The organism is Nocardia pseudovaccinii NBRC 100343 (assembly GCF_001613225.1).
GTDB lineage: Bacteria > Actinomycetota > Actinomycetes > Mycobacteriales > Mycobacteriaceae > Nocardia > Nocardia pseudovaccinii.
The window spans coordinates 36,837-55,325 of sequence record NZ_BDBY01000172.1 but is presented as its reverse complement, the minus strand read 5'-3'; the positions used below and the strand labels follow the sequence as shown (position 1 = coordinate 55,325).

The 18,489-nt window shown below is 65.9% G+C and carries 17 protein-coding genes; 9 read left to right on the top strand and 8 right to left on the bottom strand.

The features are described from left to right. Positions 1–908 (bottom strand): coiled-coil domain-containing protein (locus NP3_RS20975; RefSeq protein WP_373864773.1); only part of this gene is annotated, 908 nt, incomplete at its 3' end. Between the two features lie 264 nt (positions 909–1,172). Further along, the gene (locus NP3_RS20970; protein ID WP_245721047.1) at positions 1,173–1,796 is read right to left on the bottom strand and encodes an Rv1476 family membrane protein; all 624 of its coding nucleotides are present in this window, start codon (positions 1,794–1,796) and stop codon (positions 1,173–1,175) included. A gap of 298 nt (positions 1,797–2,094) precedes the next feature. Between NP3_RS20970 and NP3_RS20965 the strand changes: the two genes are divergently transcribed. From NP3_RS20965 to NP3_RS20955, 3 genes are all read left to right on the top strand, one after another. Continuing rightward, entirely contained in the window at positions 2,095–4,899 is a 2,805-nt protein-coding gene (locus NP3_RS20965; RefSeq protein ID WP_084508743.1) for an aconitate hydratase, read from the top strand. 97 nt (positions 4,900–4,996) lie between these two features. After that, positions 4,997–5,563: a TetR/AcrR family transcriptional regulator gene (locus NP3_RS20960; protein WP_040691943.1), complete on the top strand. Its 567-nt coding sequence runs from the start codon at positions 4,997–4,999 to the stop codon at positions 5,561–5,563. A gap of 100 nt (positions 5,564–5,663) precedes the next feature. After that, positions 5,664–6,455, top strand: coding sequence for an SDR family NAD(P)-dependent oxidoreductase (locus NP3_RS20955; RefSeq protein ID WP_063043290.1), 792 nt, complete (start codon positions 5,664–5,666; stop codon positions 6,453–6,455). Between the two features lie 73 nt (positions 6,456–6,528). Here the strand turns inward: NP3_RS20955 and NP3_RS20950 are convergent, their stop codons facing one another. Then, positions 6,529–7,257 carry an ABC transporter permease gene (locus NP3_RS20950; protein ID WP_063043296.1) on the bottom strand — a complete coding sequence of 243 codons (729 nt, stop codon included), beginning with the start codon at positions 7,255–7,257 and terminating at the stop codon, positions 6,529–6,531. Between the two features lie 26 nt (positions 7,258–7,283). After that, a complete protein-coding gene (locus tag NP3_RS20945; protein ID WP_063043289.1) occupies positions 7,284–8,561 on the bottom strand; it encodes a glycosyltransferase in 1,278 nt (425 codons plus the stop codon). Between the two features lie 98 nt (positions 8,562–8,659). On the opposite strand from NP3_RS20945, the gene NP3_RS46195 reads away from it, so the two are divergent. After that, entirely contained in the window at positions 8,660–11,224 is a 2,565-nt protein-coding gene (locus tag NP3_RS46195) for a cytochrome P450 (RefSeq protein ID WP_084508741.1), read from the top strand. 43 nt (positions 11,225–11,267) lie between these two features. Further along, on the top strand, positions 11,268–12,086 hold the full coding sequence (locus NP3_RS20935) for an SDR family oxidoreductase (RefSeq protein WP_063043288.1): 819 nt from the start codon (positions 11,268–11,270) through the stop codon (positions 12,084–12,086). A gap of 80 nt (positions 12,087–12,166) precedes the next feature. On the opposite strand, the gene NP3_RS20930 is transcribed toward NP3_RS20935, so the two are convergent. Both NP3_RS20930 and NP3_RS20925 read right to left on the bottom strand, forming a co-directional pair. Next, positions 12,167–12,958, bottom strand: a complete 792-nt coding sequence (locus NP3_RS20930) for a hypothetical protein (protein ID WP_063043287.1) — start codon at positions 12,956–12,958, stop codon at positions 12,167–12,169. Between the two features lie 50 nt (positions 12,959–13,008). Continuing rightward, positions 13,009–13,518 carry a MarR family winged helix-turn-helix transcriptional regulator gene (locus NP3_RS20925; protein ID WP_084508740.1) on the bottom strand — a complete coding sequence of 170 codons (510 nt, stop codon included), beginning with the start codon at positions 13,516–13,518 and terminating at the stop codon, positions 13,009–13,011. 149 nt (positions 13,519–13,667) lie between these two features. On the opposite strand from NP3_RS20925, the gene NP3_RS20920 reads away from it, so the two are divergent. The 4 genes from NP3_RS20920 to NP3_RS20905 all read left to right on the top strand — a co-directional run bounded on the left by NP3_RS20920 (position 13,668) and on the right by NP3_RS20905 (position 16,338). Continuing rightward, positions 13,668–14,090 (top strand): cupin domain-containing protein, encoded by a 423-nt coding sequence (locus NP3_RS20920; protein WP_245721048.1) that lies wholly within the window; start codon positions 13,668–13,670, stop codon positions 14,088–14,090. A 124-nt stretch (positions 14,091–14,214) separates the two neighbouring features. Then, entirely contained in the window at positions 14,215–14,631 is a 417-nt protein-coding gene (locus NP3_RS20915; protein WP_063043284.1) for an acyl-CoA thioesterase, read from the top strand. A 273-nt stretch (positions 14,632–14,904) separates the two neighbouring features. Further along, positions 14,905–15,363, top strand: coding sequence for a hypothetical protein (locus tag NP3_RS20910; protein ID WP_063043283.1), 459 nt, complete (start codon positions 14,905–14,907; stop codon positions 15,361–15,363). Between the two features lie 12 nt (positions 15,364–15,375). Next, positions 15,376–16,338, top strand: a complete 963-nt coding sequence (locus NP3_RS20905) for an MvdC/MvdD family ATP grasp protein (RefSeq protein WP_063043282.1) — start codon at positions 15,376–15,378, stop codon at positions 16,336–16,338. Between the two features lie 66 nt (positions 16,339–16,404). Here NP3_RS20905 and NP3_RS20900 read toward each other — a convergent pair whose 3' ends face one another. Together NP3_RS20900 and NP3_RS20895 are read right to left on the bottom strand one after the other, a co-directional pair. Next, positions 16,405–16,638 carry a helix-turn-helix domain-containing protein gene (locus NP3_RS20900; RefSeq protein ID WP_063043281.1) on the bottom strand — a complete coding sequence of 78 codons (234 nt, stop codon included), beginning with the start codon at positions 16,636–16,638 and terminating at the stop codon, positions 16,405–16,407. 153 nt (positions 16,639–16,791) lie between these two features. Further along, positions 16,792–18,423: an ABC-F family ATP-binding cassette domain-containing protein gene (locus NP3_RS20895; protein ID WP_040691953.1), complete on the bottom strand. Its 1,632-nt coding sequence runs from the start codon at positions 18,421–18,423 to the stop codon at positions 16,792–16,794. Positions 18,424–18,489 lie beyond the last annotated feature (66 nt).

Genomic DNA, 18,489 nt, shown 5'->3' with positions numbered 1-18,489 from the left:
CCCGCCTGTGCCGCGCGGTCTCTGGCGGCCTGGTCCTGGGCCGCACGTGCGGCAGCGGCCGCGGCAGCCGCGCGGATCGCGGCCTCCTCGGCCTTGCGCTGTTCGTCCCAGGACAGATAGGCCTCACGTTGCCCTTGCAGCCCGGCCACATTCGCGCGCGCCTGGTCGAGGCGGCCCTGCGCCACCGCGCGCTCGCGTAGTAGGCCCTCCCGCTGCGCCGCCTGCTGATCCTGTTCGGCCTGCACGGCGGCGACGGCGTTCTCGGCGTCCGTCTTCTTCTGCTCGGCCACAGCGGCGGCCGCGTCGGCGGCCGATTTCGCTTGGCGCGCACTGGCATTCCTATTGCCCTGTTCGATCTGGGCGCGACGCAGCGAGTCGAGCACCGACTGCTGATTCTTCGATACCAGCGTGAACACCTGGGCGCGACTGAGGGCGACATCCGGGGTGGCCGAGGACAGATAGGTGACCATCGAGGTCGCGGCGGGCCGGGTGTACGCCTGCACCGCGAACTGGTCGAAGTTGCGTCTGGCCTGGTCGACCTGGGTTCCGGCGTCGCTCAGTTCGCGCTGGGTCTGCACCACCGCGGCGGCAGCCGCGTCGGCGGCGTCGCGGGCGTCCTGCAGATCGACGAGGGCCTTGTTCACCTCTTCGCGCTTCTGAGCGATCGCGCCGTCGAGTTCCCGCAGCTTCTGATCCGTCACCGCGACCTGGTTGATCAGTGCGCCGACCTCGGTCACTCTGGCGTCGACTTGCGCTCCGGCGTCGGCGATCTGGCTATCGCTCGGGTTGGGCGGGGCAGGCGGCACCGCTGCGACCGGTCCGGCCGTGACGAGCACAGCGACAGTGACCAGCAACCCCAGAGCGACCCACAGCGGACGCCGAGAACCGGCAACGCCGTTGTTGCGCATCGCACCTCCCAAGGACCCGACCAGGCTTAACCTCACGAGCCCCCTGCGAACCATCACGCTCAGTGGTGCACAGATAGCTCTCTGAACACTCTTTCCCCATCAGTCATCATTCGAACCGTACGACACATCATTCACCAAAGAAACTCTGGCAACAGAACTACAGCCGCGTAATTTTGTCGTTGCCGAGAAATAGCCGCACAGGCGCGAGGATTCAGTCGGTCGAAACAAACCGACCGACAGGAAAAGTAACTGAGCGAATGCTCGCTACGAGGTGAGATCCCGGTCGTCGCCGGGACCCGAAACCCCTACCGACACAGCCCGCCCGGCAGAACGGCGAGACTTCACCCAGTAGAGTCCGCCGACCACCGCCGCCGTGCCGACAAGCAACACACTGGTGATCGCGGTCCAGGAGAACGTCTCCGGACGCTCCAGCTGATCAACGAAAAGCTGCGCCGCCTGCGCCGAATGCCCCTGAGTGCTCTTGGAAAGGTCCTCAGCCCGCTCCAGCTTCACGCGGCTGATCGAATCGCTGTAGGTGCCGACCCAGTCGTCGCTGAACACCACCACGGTTCCGCGCTCGGTCTTGCCGACCTCGGTGGCCAGGTCACGTAGATTGGAGTCGTGGCCTGGATTACCGGGAATCACCACGATGCTGAGCTCGATGCCGTGGGCGCGAGCATCGGCGACGACCGCCTCGAGTGCGTCCTGATCCCTCCCCTTCGGCGTGGCCACATGATTGTCGACCACATCCTCCTTGATCTGGGTCAACGTCTTTTCGCCGATACCAGGGGGGAGTTCGGCGCGCATGGGCGTGAACACCGAGGTGTGCGAGACGGTCATCTTCCATCCGGTCTGTCGAGCCGCATCGGCATGCGAGGCGACGGGCATCCAACACTGCAGGGTGAACCGGTGCGGGCCCACCGGTCACCCCGAACAACTCGAAAGCACAGTACGCGACGGAGTGTCGGCTCACCTTCTGACGGCGCGTGCAACGGCACCCGCGCGTTTCACAGGACAAGCGTACTGTTAGGCTCGAAGCCGCGAGGAGCCAGTACGTTCCAGCGCTGGGACCCTCCGAACACGTAACCGTAGCGACTGCCTGCAAGTCGCTCGAAAAAACCAGCCGCGGGCACAGCCCCGCCCGCGGCCACCCTCACAGACGAGTGGAGCTGACGTGACGACAAGTATCGATACTTTCGGCGCCAAGGGCACCCTCGAGGTCGGAAGCAACTCCTACGAGATCTTCCGTCTCTCGGCCGTGCCCGGCACCGAAAAACTCCCCTACGCACTGAAGGTCCTCGCGGAGAATCTGCTCCGCACCGAGGACGGCGCCAACATCACCGCCGATCACATCCGTGCCATCGCGAGCTGGGATCCGTCGGCTCAGCCGAACACCGAGATCCAGTTCACCCCGGCCCGGGTGATCATGCAGGACTTCACCGGTGTGCCCTGCATCGTCGACCTGGCCACCATGCGCGAGGCCGTCGCCACCCTCGGCGGCGACCCGGACAAGGTCAACCCGCTCGCCCCCGCCGAGATGGTCATCGACCACTCCGTCATCATCGACGTATTCGGCCGTGAGGACGCCTTCGAGCGCAACGTCGACATCGAATACCAGCGCAACGGTGAGCGCTACCAGTTCCTGCGTTGGGGCCAAACGGCTTTCGACGATTTCAAGGTCGTCCCGCCGAGCACCGGCATCGTGCACCAGGTCAATATCGAGCACCTGGCCCGCGTCGTGATGGTCCGCAACGGTCAGGCCTACCCGGACACCTGTGTCGGCACCGACTCGCACACCACCATGGTCAACGGCCTCGGCGTATTGGGTTGGGGCGTCGGCGGTATCGAGGCCGAGGCGGCCATGCTTGGCCAGCCGGTCTCCATGCTCATCCCGCGCGTCGTCGGCTTCAAGCTGACCGGTGAGATCAACCCGGGCGTGACCGCCACCGACGTGGTACTCACCGTCACCGATATGCTGCGCAAGCACGGCGTGGTCGGCAAGTTCGTCGAGTTCTACGGCAAGGGCGTCTCCGAGGTGCCGCTGGCCAACCGCGCCACCCTGGGCAACATGAGCCCCGAATTCGGTTCCACCGCGGCGATCTTCCCGATCGACGAGGTGACCGTCGACTACCTAAAGCTGACCGGTCGCTCCGATGAGCAGGTCGCGCTGGTCGAGGCCTACGCCAAGGAACAGGGCCTCTGGCACGACGCCGACAAGGAGCCCGCCTACTCGGAGTATCTGGAGCTGGATCTGAGCACCGTGGTGCCGTCCATCGCCGGTCCGAAGCGTCCGCAGGACCGGATCCTGCTGTCGGAGAGCAAGACCGCCTTCCGCAAGGACATCCACAACTACACGAGCGACGCGGAGACCGGTCCGGCCGCCACCACCCCGCACACCCACCTGGACGAGGCCATCGAGGAATCCTTCCCGGCCAGCGATCCGGCGGTGCTTTCCTTCGCCGAGGACGACGCGGTGCTGCCGTCGGCCGCGAACGGTGCGGTGGGCCGCCCGTCCAAGCCGGTCAAGGTCTCCACCGAGGAGTACGGCGACTTCGTGCTGGACCACGGCGCGGTCGTGGTCGCCTCGATCACCTCCTGCACCAACACCTCCAACCCGTCGGTCATGCTGGGCGCGGCCCTGCTGGCTCGCAACGCGGTGGACAAGGGCCTGACCCGCAAGCCGTGGGCGAAGACCTCGATGGCCCCGGGTTCGCAGGTCGTCAACGGCTACTACGAGAAGGCCGGCCTGTGGCCGTACCTGGACAAGCTGGGCTTCAACCTGGTCGCCTTCGGCTGCGCGACCTGCATCGGCAACACCGGTCCGCTGCCGGAGGAGATCTCCAAGGCGGTCAACGACAACGACCTGACCGTCACCGCGGTGCTTTCCGGTAACCGCAACTTCGAGGGCCGCATCTCCCCCGACGTGAAGATGAACTACCTGGCCTCCCCGCCGCTGGTCATCGCCTACGCGCTCGCGGGCACCATGGACTTCGACTTCGAGAACGACGCGCTCGGCAAGGACACCGAGGGCAACGATGTCTTCCTGAAGGACATCTGGCCCTCGCCGCAGGAAATCCAGGACACCATCGACCGGGTCATCTCCCGCGATATGTTCCTCGAGGACTACAAGGACGTCTTCAAGGGCGACGAGCGCTGGCGTTCGCTGCCGACCCCGGAGGGCAAGACCTTCGACTGGGCCGAGGAGTCGACCTACGTCCGCAAGCCTCCGTACTTCGATGGCATGCCGCAGACGCCGGAGCCGGTCACCGACATCAAGGGCGCGCGCGTGCTCGCACTGCTGGGCGACTCGGTCACCACCGACCACATCTCCCCCGCGGGCAACATCAAGCCGGGCACCCCGGCCGCGCAGTACCTGGAGGGCAACGGCGTCGAGCGCAAGGATTACAACTCCTACGGCTCGCGGCGCGGTAACCACGAGGTGATGATCCGCGGCACCTTCGCCAACATCCGGCTGCGCAACCAGCTGCTCGACGATGTCTCGGGCGGTTACACCCGCGACTTCACCCAGGACGGCGGCCCGCAGGCGTTCATCTACGACGCCTCGCAGAACTACCAGGCCGCAGGCATTCCGCTGGTCGTGCTCGGCGGTAAGGAGTACGGTTCGGGCTCCTCGCGTGACTGGGCCGCCAAGGGCACCTCGCTGCTGGGTGTGAAGGCCGTCATCACCGAGTCCTTCGAGCGCATCCACCGCTCGAACCTCATTGGTATGGGCGTCATTCCGCTGCAGTTCCCGGCCGGTGAGTCGGCCGCGTCGCTGAAGCTGGACGGCACCGAGACCTTCGACATCGAGGGCATCACCAAGCTGAACGAGGGTGCGACTCCGAAGACCCTGAAGGTCACCGCCACCAAGGAGAACGGTGATGTCGTCACCTTCGACGCGGTGGTCCGGATCGACACCCCCGGTGAGGCCGACTACTACCGCAACGGTGGCATCCTGCAGTACGTGCTGCGCAACATGATTCGCGGCTGAACGACTGTGCTGTAGTAGGTCCGCGCACCGCATTACCCCGCGGTGCGCGGACCTCTTCACATCGCATTGCCCGCTTCGCTCGGAGGAGCCCGCCGAAATGCCCAAAGTCAGTGATGATCACCTCGCCGCCCGGCGTAGTCAGATTCTGGACGGGGCGCGGGCCTGTTTCGCCGAGTACGGGTACGACGGCGCGACCGTGCGCCGCTTGGAAGAGGCCATCGGCCTGTCCCGCGGCGCGATCTTCCACCACTTCCGGGACAAGGACGCCCTGTTCCTCGCGCTGGCCCAAGAAGATGCCGACCGCATGGCCGATGTCGCGGCCAATCAGGGTCTGGTGCAGGTCATGCGCGATATGCTCGCCCACCCGGAGCAATTCAATTGGCTCGGAACCCGTCTGGAGATCGCGCGCCGCCTGCGCACCGATCCGGAGTTCCGCGCCAGCTGGACCCAGCGCTCCGCCGAACTGACCGCCGCCACCCTCGCCCGCCTGGAACGTCGCAAGGCCGCTGGCGCCCTCCGCGACGACGTCCCCACCGACGTCCTCCTCGGCTACCTGGATCTGGTGCTGGACGGACTGATCGCCCGCATAGCCTCCGGCCACACCAACGAAAACCTCTCCGCCGTACTGGATCTCGTAGAAGCCTCGGTCCGCCGCAAGGAGTGAATCGGCCGCTGCATCCCTCGCGCGGACCATCCGGGTCACGACGACACCGAGCAACCACGGATGCGTCACGGAATGCGGAATCTCGACAATAATCGTCGACATGGAACTGAACGGAGCACGAGTCCTGATCACCGGCGCGACGGGCGGGATCGGGGTCGCGATCGCCGCCGCGGTCACCGCCCGGGGCGCGAACGTAGTGCTGTCCGGACGGCGAGCCGAAGCACTCGACCAGGTCGCGACCCGGTTCGGCGCGCGGGCGGTGGTCGCGGACCTCGCCGTGCCGGGTGGTGCCGAGAAGCTGCTCGAGGAGGCCGGTGACCTCGATGTCGTCATCGCCAATGCCGCGCTGCCCGGTTCGGGCGACCTGCTCGACTATTCGCTTACCGAGATCGATCGGGCGCTGGAGGTCAATCTGCGCGCCCCCATCGTGCTTGCCCGCCTCGCCGGTGCGCGGATGGCCGAACGCGGCAAAGGACACCTGGTCTTCATCAACTCCCTGTCCGGTAAGGCCGCATCCGGCAAGGCGGCGATGTACAACGCGACCAAATTCGGACTGCGCGGCTTCGCCTTGGCCTTGCGCGCCGACCTGCAAAGCCGCGGTATCGGTGTCTCCTCGATCTATCCCGGATTCGTCAGGGACGCGGGCATGTTCGTCAAATCCGGCGCGGCGGTACCACCCGGCGTCGGCACCCGAAGCCCGGAAGATGTCGCGAACGCCGTGGTCCGGGCGATCGAACGGAACATCGCCGAAACCGACGTGGCCCCTCTCCCGGTCCGCCTCGGCGCGACTTTGGCCCTGATCGCCCCCAATCTCTCGAGCCGCGTCCAGCGTCTCTTCGGCGCCGACAAGGTAATGACCGAACTAGCCGCCGGTCACCGCAATATGCGTTGAGCCCATCGACGGGATGCGACGCATTCCCGCGATACACGTCGCCTCGATCTTCGTCGGCGGCGCATACGAGCCGTCAGTGGTGCGACAAGCGACCGAATACGATGCTGGCGCTGGTGAATCCGAGGGCGCCGAGCATGGCGCACCAGAGGAGGGCGAGGGGGGCGTTGTGACCGGTGTCGAAAGAGTTCAGGAGTCCGCGCACGGTTTCGATGATGGGGGTGGCGGGTTGGTAGTCGGCGAAGCCGCGCAGCCAGTGGGGCATGGTGGTGGTTTGGACGAAGGCGCTGCTGATGTAGGGGATGAACATGATGGCGTAGGTGAGGCCGCCGGCGGCTTCCGGATTCTTGGCGACCAGGCCGAGGGCGACGGCGATCCAGGAGATGGCGGTGACGAACAGGATGATTACCGCGAGGGCCGCCAGCCAGCCGAGCGGACCGGCCTGAGGGCGGTAGCCGAGGGCGAGCGCCACCGTGACCGCGATCGCGATGGCCGCGAGATTGCGGACAACGCCCTCGGCGACGTGGCCTGCGAGCACGGCCTGACGGAACATCGGCAGGGTGCGGAAGCGGTCGATGCTGCCCCCTGTCATATCGGTGGAGACGGCAGTGGCGGTGATCGATGAGCCGAAACCCGTGCACAGCAACATGATTCCGGGTACCACATAGTCGAGATAGGGTCCGCCGACATCGATGGCACCGCCGAAGACGTAGGTGAACAGCAGCATCACCAGAATCGGCATGAGCAGCGAAATGATCAGGGTGTCGCGGCTGCGCAGGGTGTGCCGGGCACAGCGGCGGAACATGACAAGGGTGTCTGCGAAGACGTCGGTCACCGGGCGGCGGCTTCGATGATGTCGGCGGTGCGGGCAGCGGCGTCCTCGGCGCTCAGCGTCTTCGCGAATTCCGATGCGCGGGAGCGGCGTTCGGGCGTCAGCAGCGACGCGACGCCTTGTTCCAGCCGAGCTTCGCTCAGCCGCGTGAACGGCAGATGCGCACCCACTCCGAGTCGCTCGACCTGCCCGCCCCACATCGGCTGTTCGAACGACACCGAGCACACCAGCGTCGGCAATCCGGCGCGCAGGCTCTCGAACAGCGTCCCGATACCGCCGTGATGCACCGCCGCGGCACAGTACGGAAACACCAGATCGTGCGCGAACGGACCGACAACTTTCACATTCGGCCCTGCCTGCGCATCGGCGATATCCAGATCACTCCACCCCGCGCTGACCAGAGCACGCACACCCAAACGAGCAGACACCTCGACGACCATCGCCAGCACCGAGGCCGTATCCCGAATGGGCATACTGCCGAATCCGAAGAACACCGGCGGCTTCCCCGCCTCGATCCACGACAGAATGCCCGCGTGGTCGCCGGCCAGATCACCGACGGCCTCGCGGGCAGCGTGATCGAGCGTCAGAAATCCGGTGAACGGCCTGCGCTCATCCCATTGTTCGGGCAAGCCGGGCACCAACGCCGGATCGTAGATCTGCACCTCGGGAACATGCGCGCGCGCCAATACCGCTGCGGTGCTCGCCCGCGACTTCGGCAGCCCGAGCGTCGCGCGTAGATCATTCAGATAACGCATGAACACCACCCGGCGCAGATTCTCCGCCACCGCCCACGTCGCACGATTCACGGCCGCAGGCGGATTCCACCGCGGCGGAAGCGCACCCGGAAACGGATATGCGCCATTACTCCGGCAGGGGAAATAATGCAGACTGACCAGTGGAACCCCCATTGCCTCGGCAATCGAACTGGCCCGATCCTCGGTGACGGTGCTCGCCACGATCAGATCCGCACCCGTGCAAACGTCGATGACTTCTCGATTCATCTGCTGGGCATAATCGGCCATCTGCCGGGCTACCAATTGCATGAGCCGCAAGGTGTTGCCCGCGGCCAGCGCCCTTTGCCCGGCGTCCGAACTGTACAGCTGCTGCACATCCGGTCCACAGGCGCGCGCGGAAAGCCCGGTGGCCGTGGCGAATTCGACCAGATTCGGCGGCGCCCCGAGCAGCACATCATGGCCGCGACGGCGCAGCTCGAGTCCCAGCGCCACGACGGGCTGGACATCACCGCGGGTTCCGGTGAGCGGAATCGCTATTTTCACGGCTGCTCTTTCGGTATCGGGTCACCTGACAACGCCGACCGGATATTCCACAGAAGTAAGGGCTCCGCACGGCGGCGATGTGTCAGTAAAGTGCCATTGTGCACATAGCGATGTTCATGGACTACCACCCGGCCACCCTCGGTGGGGTCCAGACCGCGGTCGCTTCGCTGTGCCGAGGACTCGAACGCGCAGGTCACCGCGTCACCCTGTTCGTCGCACCGCAGCCGGGCGCCGACCGGCTCCCGAATGTGGTGCCGCTGCGCGCCGCCGGTGGTCTCGCGGTGAACGGATTCCCAGTTGTGCTGCCGACCAAGCATAATGCCGAACTCATCGACGCCGCCTTCGCCGCGCGCGGCCCGATCGACCTCGTACATACCCACACCACCTACGGTGTCGCCATCGCTGGTATGAAAGCCGCACGGCGACACCGGATTCCGCTGATCCACACGGCCCAGAGCCGCGACGACGCGTTCATCGAGAACACCTCGCCCGCCCCCTATCCGGCGGCGTTGGCCCTGCGCGCCCTGCACGGCCGTTTCGTACCGCACGATCAGCACATGCCGCACCGCGCCGAAAGCCGTGCGGCACGCCATGTCTGGTGGACGATCGTCGGTCAGGCCCAGGCCGCGGATCAGGTCATCGCGCCGACCCAGCACTTCGCCGACCAACTGCTCGCCCACGGTCTGACCCGGCCGCTTCGGGTGGTATCGAACGGTGTCGATGACGAGCTCATCGAAAACCTCGGCGGCACACCGGTTGTCGAACGCGCGATCGACGCGCCATTGCGGCTGATCTGGTGCGGACGGCTGTCGGCCGAGAAGCGGCTGCTCGCCGCGATCGAGGCAGTGCGGATTCTCGACGACTGCACACTCGACGTCTACGGCGACGGTGACCTGCAGGGTCGGGCGACCGCCGTCATCGCCGAATATCGACTCGCGGACCGAATCCGCTTGCACGGCAGGGCCACTCAGGCCGAATGCCTCGCTGCCATGTCCGAAGGCGACGCACTGCTGTTCCCCTCCAACGGTTTCGACACACAGGGCATGGTCCTGTTGGAGGCGGTGGCGGTCGGCCTGCCGATCATCTACTGCGATCCCGACCTCGACGAGTCGGTGCCTGCCGGGGGCGGCATTCGCACCGCCGATCCGTCACCGGTGGCGATCGCCGATACCATCGCCGAGCTGAACGGCGATCGCTCCGCGCTCGCGGAAATGGGCCAGATTCTCGGCAAATACGGCGACTCGGTGCGCCAGTCGCAGCACATCGGTACCGTGCTCGAATTCTATCGGCAGGCCAGGGCCGAGTCCGCGCGCAGCCCGGAACTGGTCATGCCGCAATCACTTTCGGAAGTACCAACCGCGCCTGGTCGGTTGCCGCTGGTCGGCCACAGTCTGCGGGCCCTGCGCGACGCTCCGGGCTTCGTCACCTCGCTGGCCGACCTCGGCCCGATCGTGCGCCTGCGGTTCGGCCAGAAGACCGGATATCTGCTCACCACACCTGATCTCGTCCGCGAAGTCGGGCTGGGCGATGCCGAACTCAATCGGGACGATCTGCGGGAGGCCATCGAGGATGTCGCGGGCGGGTCCGTCAATGTTCTGCGCGGTGAAGAGCACAAGCTGCGGCGGCGCATGATCTCGCCCGCGCTGCGGCAGAGCCGACTCGCCGAATACACGCGGTCGGCGGCCGATATCGCCGAAACCTGGTCGGCGGGACTGCCTTCGGGCGGACGCGTGAATCTCATGGACGAGGCGCACGGCCTGATTCTCGACACGGTCTCCTCGACACTGTTCACCGCCGAGTTCAGCGATCACGCACGCCGCGAGATCCGGGACAGCGTCCCATGGCTGCTCAGTCAGGTCATTCTGCGCACCGCGCTGCCCCCGCAGGTGCGCCGACTGCGGCTCATCTCGAACTGGCGCTGGCGCACCAAGGCTCGCCACCTGCGCACGGCCATCGGCGCTGTCATCGCCGAATACCGCCGCCGCGACGAGGATTTCAACGATGTGGTCTCGGCGCTCATCCGGCACACCGACAGCGAGACCGGCGCGAGGCTGTCCGATGAGCACATCATCGACGAAGCGATCCTCATGCTGGCCGGTGGCGTCGGCTCGATGGCATCGCTGACCGGCTGGCTCTGGCACGAGGTCATGCGTCGCCCGCACATCGCCGAGCGGTTGTATGCCGAACTCGATTCGGTCGTTGGAACGGGCCCGGTCCGCGCCGATCATCTCGGCGCACTTCCCTATCTGAAACAGGTTGTGGCAGAGACACTTCGGTTCTGGGGCCCGTGGATCAGCGCGGGCACCGCCGACGGCGACGTCACCATCGGCGGACTCACCGTTCCGGACGGCACGGCAATCATGTTCTCCCCCTATCTGGTTCAGCACAACAAGCGCTACTACGCCGATCCGGAAGCGTTCGACCCGGATCGCTGGTCGCCCGAGCGCGCAGCCGATATCGACAAGAAGGCCAACCTCTCGTTCGGCGTCGGCCGTCGCCGCTGCCTCGGTGATCATTTCGCCATGATCGAGATCGGCCTCGCCGCCGCCGCACTGCTCGCCCGCTGGCGCCCGACACCCGACCCGAACTACACGGTGCGCGCCTCCAATCGAGACTTCGTCCTGTCTCCCTCAGCACTGCCGGTTACGCTGCGACCGCGATAAATACTTGCTTGGAGTGCACTCCAGGTCACTAGCGTGGACTCACATGAGCAAAGTTTGGTTCATCACCGGAGTCTCACGAGGATTCGGCCGTGAATGGGCACTCGCCGCATTGGAGCGCGGCGATCGAGTGGCCGGCACGGCCCGCGATACCAGCACACTCGACGATCTCGTCGCCAAGTATCCGGACACATTCGTTCCGCTGCGGTTGGACGTCACCGACCGGGACGGCGATTTTGCCGCGGTACAGCAGGCCGCCGAGCGATTCGGGCGACTCGATATCGTGATCAACAATGCCGGCTACGGTCAGTTCGGCATGATCGAGGAACTCAGCGAGGACGAGTTCCGCGCCCAATTGGAAACCAACGTCTTCGGCGCACTGTGGGTCACCCAGGCGGCACTGCCGATCCTGCGGGCACAGGGCAGCGGCCACATCATCCAGGTATCGAGCATCGGCGGCATCTCCGCCTTCCAGAATCTCGGTGCGTACCACGCGTCGAAGTGGGCGCTGGAGGGCTTCTCCCAAGCGCTCGCTCAGGAGGTCGCACCCTTCGGCGTTCACGTCACCCTGATCGAACCGGGCGGATTCGGCACCGACTGGGGCGGCCCCTCGGCGCAGCATGCCACTCCGCTCCCGGCCTACGATGCGGCCAGGGCGGCCCGAGCCGCCCAACGCTCGGCGGTGCGCCAGGGCGACCCGGCCGCCACCAGCGCCGCCATCCTCGCGGTCGTCGATGCGCCCGAGCCGCCGCTGCGCATTTTCCTCGGCGAGGTCCCGCTGACCATCGCCACCGCGGATTACGAATCCCGCCTGGCGCTCTGGCGCGAGTGGCAGCCCATCTCCGCTGCCGCACAGGGGGATTGAGCCGCCACCTCTGGTGCGCCGCCGCCGGGAGAGTGGGGATGACAGTGGGACCCATACCCGGCGGAACCGGCACGGGCGAGTCAGTAGTTGGCGTTCAGATAGTCGGCGGCATGGGTCGTCCACAGGACATTCGTGCCGGGCATATTGTGTCCGGAGTAGAGAACGTGCTGACCGTCCGGCCACGGCGTCAGATAGCCGATGACACCGTTGACCGCGGCCGCGTAGCGATCGAGATTGCCGATCGGATCGGTCATCAGGAACCGCAGCAATTCGGCGAAGATCATCGGGGCCACATTTCCGATGCGGGCGCCTTCGACGAACGAGAACGGCGAGATGCCGACATCGATGACCCGCAACGGCGAGTCGCCCGGCGACGCGGTGATGATATCGCCCGGATTCGCATACTCCTTGACATCGAGCGCGGGCCAGGCGCCGCGTTCCCCGTGCAGGCCGAAAGTCGTTGCCGGACATAGATTGCCGACCGACTGGCCGCGTTTGCGCAGCGGGTTCGCGATATTGACGGCGAAGGCGATTTCCAGGGGCGAGCCGTCGGTGTTCTTGTACTTACCCGACCGCACTCCCTCCAGAATCTTGCTCGCACAGATACTTCCGAGCGAATAGCTCAGCAGCCCGCAGACATTCGGCGAGTCCTGAATAGCCCGCACGCCCGCCGCAACACCGAGCCGGATCGAGGTATCCAGCGAAGGCCCCCATAGATCCGGGCTCGGCCCGACCGAGGCGGGCCAATCCGGCTCGAAGGCGGTGAAACGGCCGGGATCGAGCAGTTTCGTGACATCGCGCAGCATGCCGGCGGGCGTCCCATTGGTATTCCGCGGTTCACCCGTGCCGCGGAGGGTGATGATGTCGATCATCAACCCATGGTGAACCCATGACCGGCCCAGCACCCGAGTAGCGAACTACCCTATTTCGCGCCACCCTCGAGGCTGCCGAGCAGTATCCGGGCGATCCGATCCAGGTCGCGGCGATCCTTCGCCGAAAGCACCGACAACATCCTGGTTTCGTTCTCGGTATGCGCGGTGACGACCTTGTCGATCAGCGTGCGACCCGCCTCGGTGAGCGCCACCCTGATGGCGCGGCGATCCGCCGCGTCCGCGATGCGACGGACCAACCCCGCCGACTCCAGACGGTCGAGCCGACCGGTCATTCCGGCGCGCGACAGCATCAGCGTGTCGGCCAGCACCGACGGGTTCAGTTCGAACGGCTCACCCGAACGACGCAGTGCGGCAAGCACATCGAACTCGCCGCGCTGCAGCCCGTGCGCGATGAAGACCGCCTCGATATCCCGCTGCGCGACCACGAGCAGCCGACCCAGCCGCCCGATCACACCCATCGCCTCCAACTCGAGGTCCGGCCGCTCCCGCCGCCACTGCTCGACGATCGCATCCACCGGATCCCGTTCGATCTCATCCATGGACAAGATTCTATTCGCTGCTATATAGTTCGGTAGCGAATTATCAATCACCGAATCAACCGGAGAGCATCATGAACGCCACCACCGATCGCACCTTCGCCATCCGCCAGCCGCAGGATGCCGAGACCCTGGTGACCCCCTCGGTCACCATGCGCCTGCTCATCGACTCGAACGAAGCGGGCGGCGCGGTCAGCCATCTGGAGGTCAATATGGACAAGGGCGCAGACGGCGCGGCACCGCACTACCACACCAAGTCGGACGAGCTGTTCTACGTCGCCGACGGCGAACTACAGGTACTGGCCGGGGACAAGATCGTCACTGTCGGAGCGGGCGGGTCGATCGTCGTCCCCAAGCTGATGCCGCACGCCTTCGGCGCCGCGCCGGACAGCTCCGCGCGGATCCTGATCGCCCTGATGCCCGCGGTGGAGCGCTTCGGCTACTTCCGCCTGCTCGACCGGCTGGTCAAGGGCGAGGCCACCTTCGAAGAACTGGCGGCGTCGCAGGAGGAATACGACAACTGGTTCGTCGAGTCGCCCGAATGGTGGGCCGAGCGCAACGCGAACCGGCAGTGACGTTCGCCCCGGAACGACGGATGCGGATGAATGACGACGGGATATGCGCGCCGCCCACCGACTGTGGCGCAGCCATCAGCCGGAAACGGGAACAATCCTCGCGCGCGCGAGGGTTCGACCGGCTATGACCTTCAGCGTTCCCGTCGTCGTCCGCGGCTATGAACTCGATACCCTCGGCCATCTGAATCAGGCCGTGTATCTGCAGTACGCCGAGCACGCCCGCTGGGAACTGCTGCGGGCGGCCGGAATCGGCGGCGACAAGCTGATCTCCGGCGGCATCGGCCCGGTCGTGCTGGAAACCAATATCAAGTATCGGCGTGAACTGCGCGGCGGCGACGAGGTCGCGGTCACCTGCGAATTCCAGTGGGACGGCGGCAAGATCTTCCGAATCCGCCAGGAGATGCGCAAGATCGACGGTACTGTCGCAGCAGAGGTCGAGGTGGTACTCGGCATCATGGATCTCACCGCACGCAAACTGGTAACCGATCCCGGCGAACGCTTGCGCGCCATCGCCGAACAACCGGATCTGCTCGGACTCTGAACCGTCGCGGACAGATCCGCACCAACGGAGGCGCAGCCGCCAATCCCGGGCAATATCGATCGCACGGAACCGTTCGGAAGTAGCTCAATGATTGCCGGAGCCCATTCGGCCGCACACCGAAAATCTTTCGGCGCTAGCGCATCCCGATCCGAAATCTAGTTTGCCAGCGGCGGTGAAATCTCGCGATATGGACCGTGCGAGACCCCTTGCGCGATATGATCCAGTTCCCGCTCGGGGGTTCTGGCAAATCGCGAGCAGATCGGAGAGCTCACTATGACCGACGCAATCCACCTCCCCGGCACCGGGCCGGCGGGTGACCGCGTCCCCGCGTTGCAGGGACTGCTGGTGGCCGAGTCGGAACGAGATTTCACGGTCAGAGTGACCGAAGGCACCTGGACCTTCCGCCGCGACGATGTACTTCGGGTCCTCGACTGGACCGACAGCGCGACCACCGAGCGCGAAGGCCGTCCGGTGCTGATGGATATCCGTCCCGGCGCCACCGCCGATTTCACCCGCCGCCTGCGTATCGACCTGGTGGACCGGCCCATGACACTGGCCGAGGAACCCTCCGCGGCATTGGGAGATGAAGCGCTGCAACAACTCACCGCATCCTGGGCCGACAGCCTGCAGCTCGCCGATTGCACGGGCACCAGCGGAGCGACCTTCACCTACTGCCAAACCAAATCGCTCGCGACAAGCGACGACGGCATAAACTGCGACAGTCTCGACTGAACGGAACTGCGCATGGCGGCGCGCCGGACAGGTTCGGTCCTCATCGTCTCCGAATCCGATGATCTGCACGGGACCGCGATGGCGGCGACGTTGCGAGAACACCACGGGCTCAGCCCGATTCACCTCGACCTGCGCGACTTCCCGCGCGAATCCGGAAGTTTCCGGCTCGATCGGCACGGCACCACGCGTTCGCTGTCGCATGTGATCGGACTCGACGACGTCCGCTCGGTCTGGTGGCGCAGACCGCACCCCGCACAGGTCCCGGCCGGTGTGCGCGCCTCGGATGACGCCTACCGCCAAGCCGAATGCGATGGCTTCATCCAGGGTCTGCTGTGGTCGATACCGGCGTACTGGGTCAACGATCCCGGCGCCGATCGCACCGCGAGCCGCAAAATCGTACAGTTGGAGACCGCACGGCGAGCCGGTTTCGTGATCCCGGAAACACTCATCACCAACGATCCGGACGAGGCGCGCAGCTTCGTCGAATCACGTTCGGGCTCGGTGGTTTACAAGCGCACCGGCACCGGGCGCGCCGAATTCGCCGAAACCCGATTGATTACCAGGGTCGACTTCGGCCGCCTCGCGGGCATCCGCTCCGCGCCGACCACGTTCCAGGACTACGTCGAGGCACGGTGCGATCTGCGTGTGGTGTGGATGGACGGCGTCGAATGGGCGGTGCGCATCGACTCGCAGTCCGGGGTCGGCCGGGTCGATTCCCGGCTGGACACCACTGTCGACTTCGTACCGGAGCATCTGCCCGCCTCGGTCAGCAAGTCGCTGGCCACGCTGATGGGCGCACTCGGCCTGAGCTTCGGCGTGCTGGATCTACGCCTCGGCCTCGACGGCGAGTACTACTTCCTCGAGGTCAACCCACAGGGCCAGTTCGCGTATCTGGAGATCAAGACGGGCCTGCCGATGTTCCGCAGCCTCGCCAACCTGCTGGTCAACGGCGACGGCGCGGTGCCCGGCTTTTAGCGCGCACGATCTCGCTCGGTGTCGGCGAAACCCATTCGCCGACACCGGCATCCAGATCCAGGAACGCTACTGGCTCTTGCGGCGGTTCGCACCGCCACGACTGCGGAGCTGCACGTGCGACTCCACCAGCACGTTGTGGATGAAGCCGTAGGAGCGGCCGGTCGACCGGGCCAGCGATCGAATGCTGGCACCCGCCTCGTACTGCTTCTTCAGCTGGGTTTGCAAACGGTCTCGTGATTTCCCCGTGACGCGTGTGCCCTTACCCAGTGTGGCCTTGACTTGTGTGGGCCTGTCGCTCATGGCTTCCTCCGAGTCGCCGAGCCGCGTCTTTCCAGGCTAGACACTCGGGAAGCTGTGATCAACGGGTCTTTGTGATGAAAATCACCGGAGATCCGATCCCGGGGAACCGAAAACCCACCGCCCGCAACGAAACTCCGGCCCGATCACCCCGGATCAGGCCAGCTGAATCAGTTCCAAATATTCCGCAGACCAGTGGTCTTCCTGGCCGTCCGGCAGCAAGATCACCCGTTCCGGGGACAGTGCCTCGGCCGCGCCCGGGTCGTGGGTGACCAGGACGACCGCGCCCGCGTAGGTGCGCAACGCGTCGAGGACCTGTTCGCGCGAGATCGGGTCCAGGTTGTTCGTCGGCTCGTCCAGCAGCAGTACATTGGCCGCCGAGGAGACCAGCCCCGCCAGCGCGAGACGGGTCTTCTCACCGCCGGAGAGGGTGCCTGCGGGCTGCTCCAGCTGCGGTCCGGAGAACATGAACGCGCCGAGCAGTCCGCGCAGCTCCTGCTCCCCCGCATCCGGCGCGGCATGGCGGATGTTCTCCCACACAGTGGCCTGATCGTCGAGGGTGTCGTGTTCCTGGGCGAAGTAGCCGACTTTGAGCCCGTGACCGGGCACCAGACCGCCCGCCGTCGGCGTCTCCACCCCGGCGAGCAGGCGCAGCAGGGTGGTCTTGCCCGCGCCGTTGAGACCGAGCACCACCACGCGGCTGCCGCGATCGATGGCCAGATCGACGCCGGTGAAGATTTCCAGCGAGCCGTAGACCTTGGTCAGATTCTCGGCCATCAGCGGGGTCTTACCGCAGGTGGCGGGTTCGGGGAATTTGATCCGCGCGACCTTGTCGGCGACCCGCACCTCGTCGAGTTCGGCCATCAAGCGGTCCGCGCGCTTGGCCATGTTCTGTGCCGCAGTGGCTTTCGTGGCCTTGGCGCCGAGTTTGGCGGCCTGGGCGCGCAGGGCGCTCGCCTTCTTCTCGGCATTGGCGCGTTCGCGGCGGCGGCGCTGTTCATCGGTGGCACGCGCGTCCAGATATTTCTGCCAGCCCATGTTGTAGACGTCGGCCTCACCGCGCACCGCGTCCAGGAACCAGACCTTGTTCACCACATCGCCGAGCAGTTCGACATCGTGGCTGATCACGATCAGGCCGCCGTCGTGGTTCTGCAGGAAGCCGCGCAGCCAGGTGATGGAGTCGGCGTCGAGGTGGTTGGTCGGCTCGTCGAGCAGCAGGATGGTGTCCGAGCGCCCGCCGCTGCCGTCGGAGGCCGCGAACAGGATGCGCGCCAACTCGATTCGGCGGCGCTGACCACCGGAGAGCGTGCGCAGCGCCTGGCCGAGTACCCGATCGGGCAGGCCGAGGCTATTGCAGATGCGCGCCGCTTCACTCTCTGCCACATAACCGCCGAGCGCCGAGAAGCGTTCCTCCAGCCGACCGTACTTGCGCACCGCCTTCTCGCGTTCGGCATCATCGACCACCTCGGCCATCAGCGCCTGCTGCTTCTCCATATCGCGCAGCAGGGTGTCCAGGCCGCGGGCGGAGAGCACACGATCGCGGGCGAGTACGTCCAGATTGCCCTCGCGCGGATCCTGCGGGAGATAGCCGATATCGCTGGAGCGCAGAATCTTTCCGGCGTAGGGCTCACCCTCGCCCGCCAGAATGCGCAGCGTGGTCGTCTTGCCCGCGCCATTGCGGCCGACCAGTCCGATCCGGTCGCCGGCCTGCACCCGCAGCGCAGGCCCGGGAGCCGACAGCAGGGTGCGGACTCCGGCCCGGACCTCCAGGTCCGTCGCGGTGATCACAGGCTTCTCCTACAGGTACGTGGTGCTGATCGGTTGCTGTTCGATTGTGCGACGCGAACCCGCACA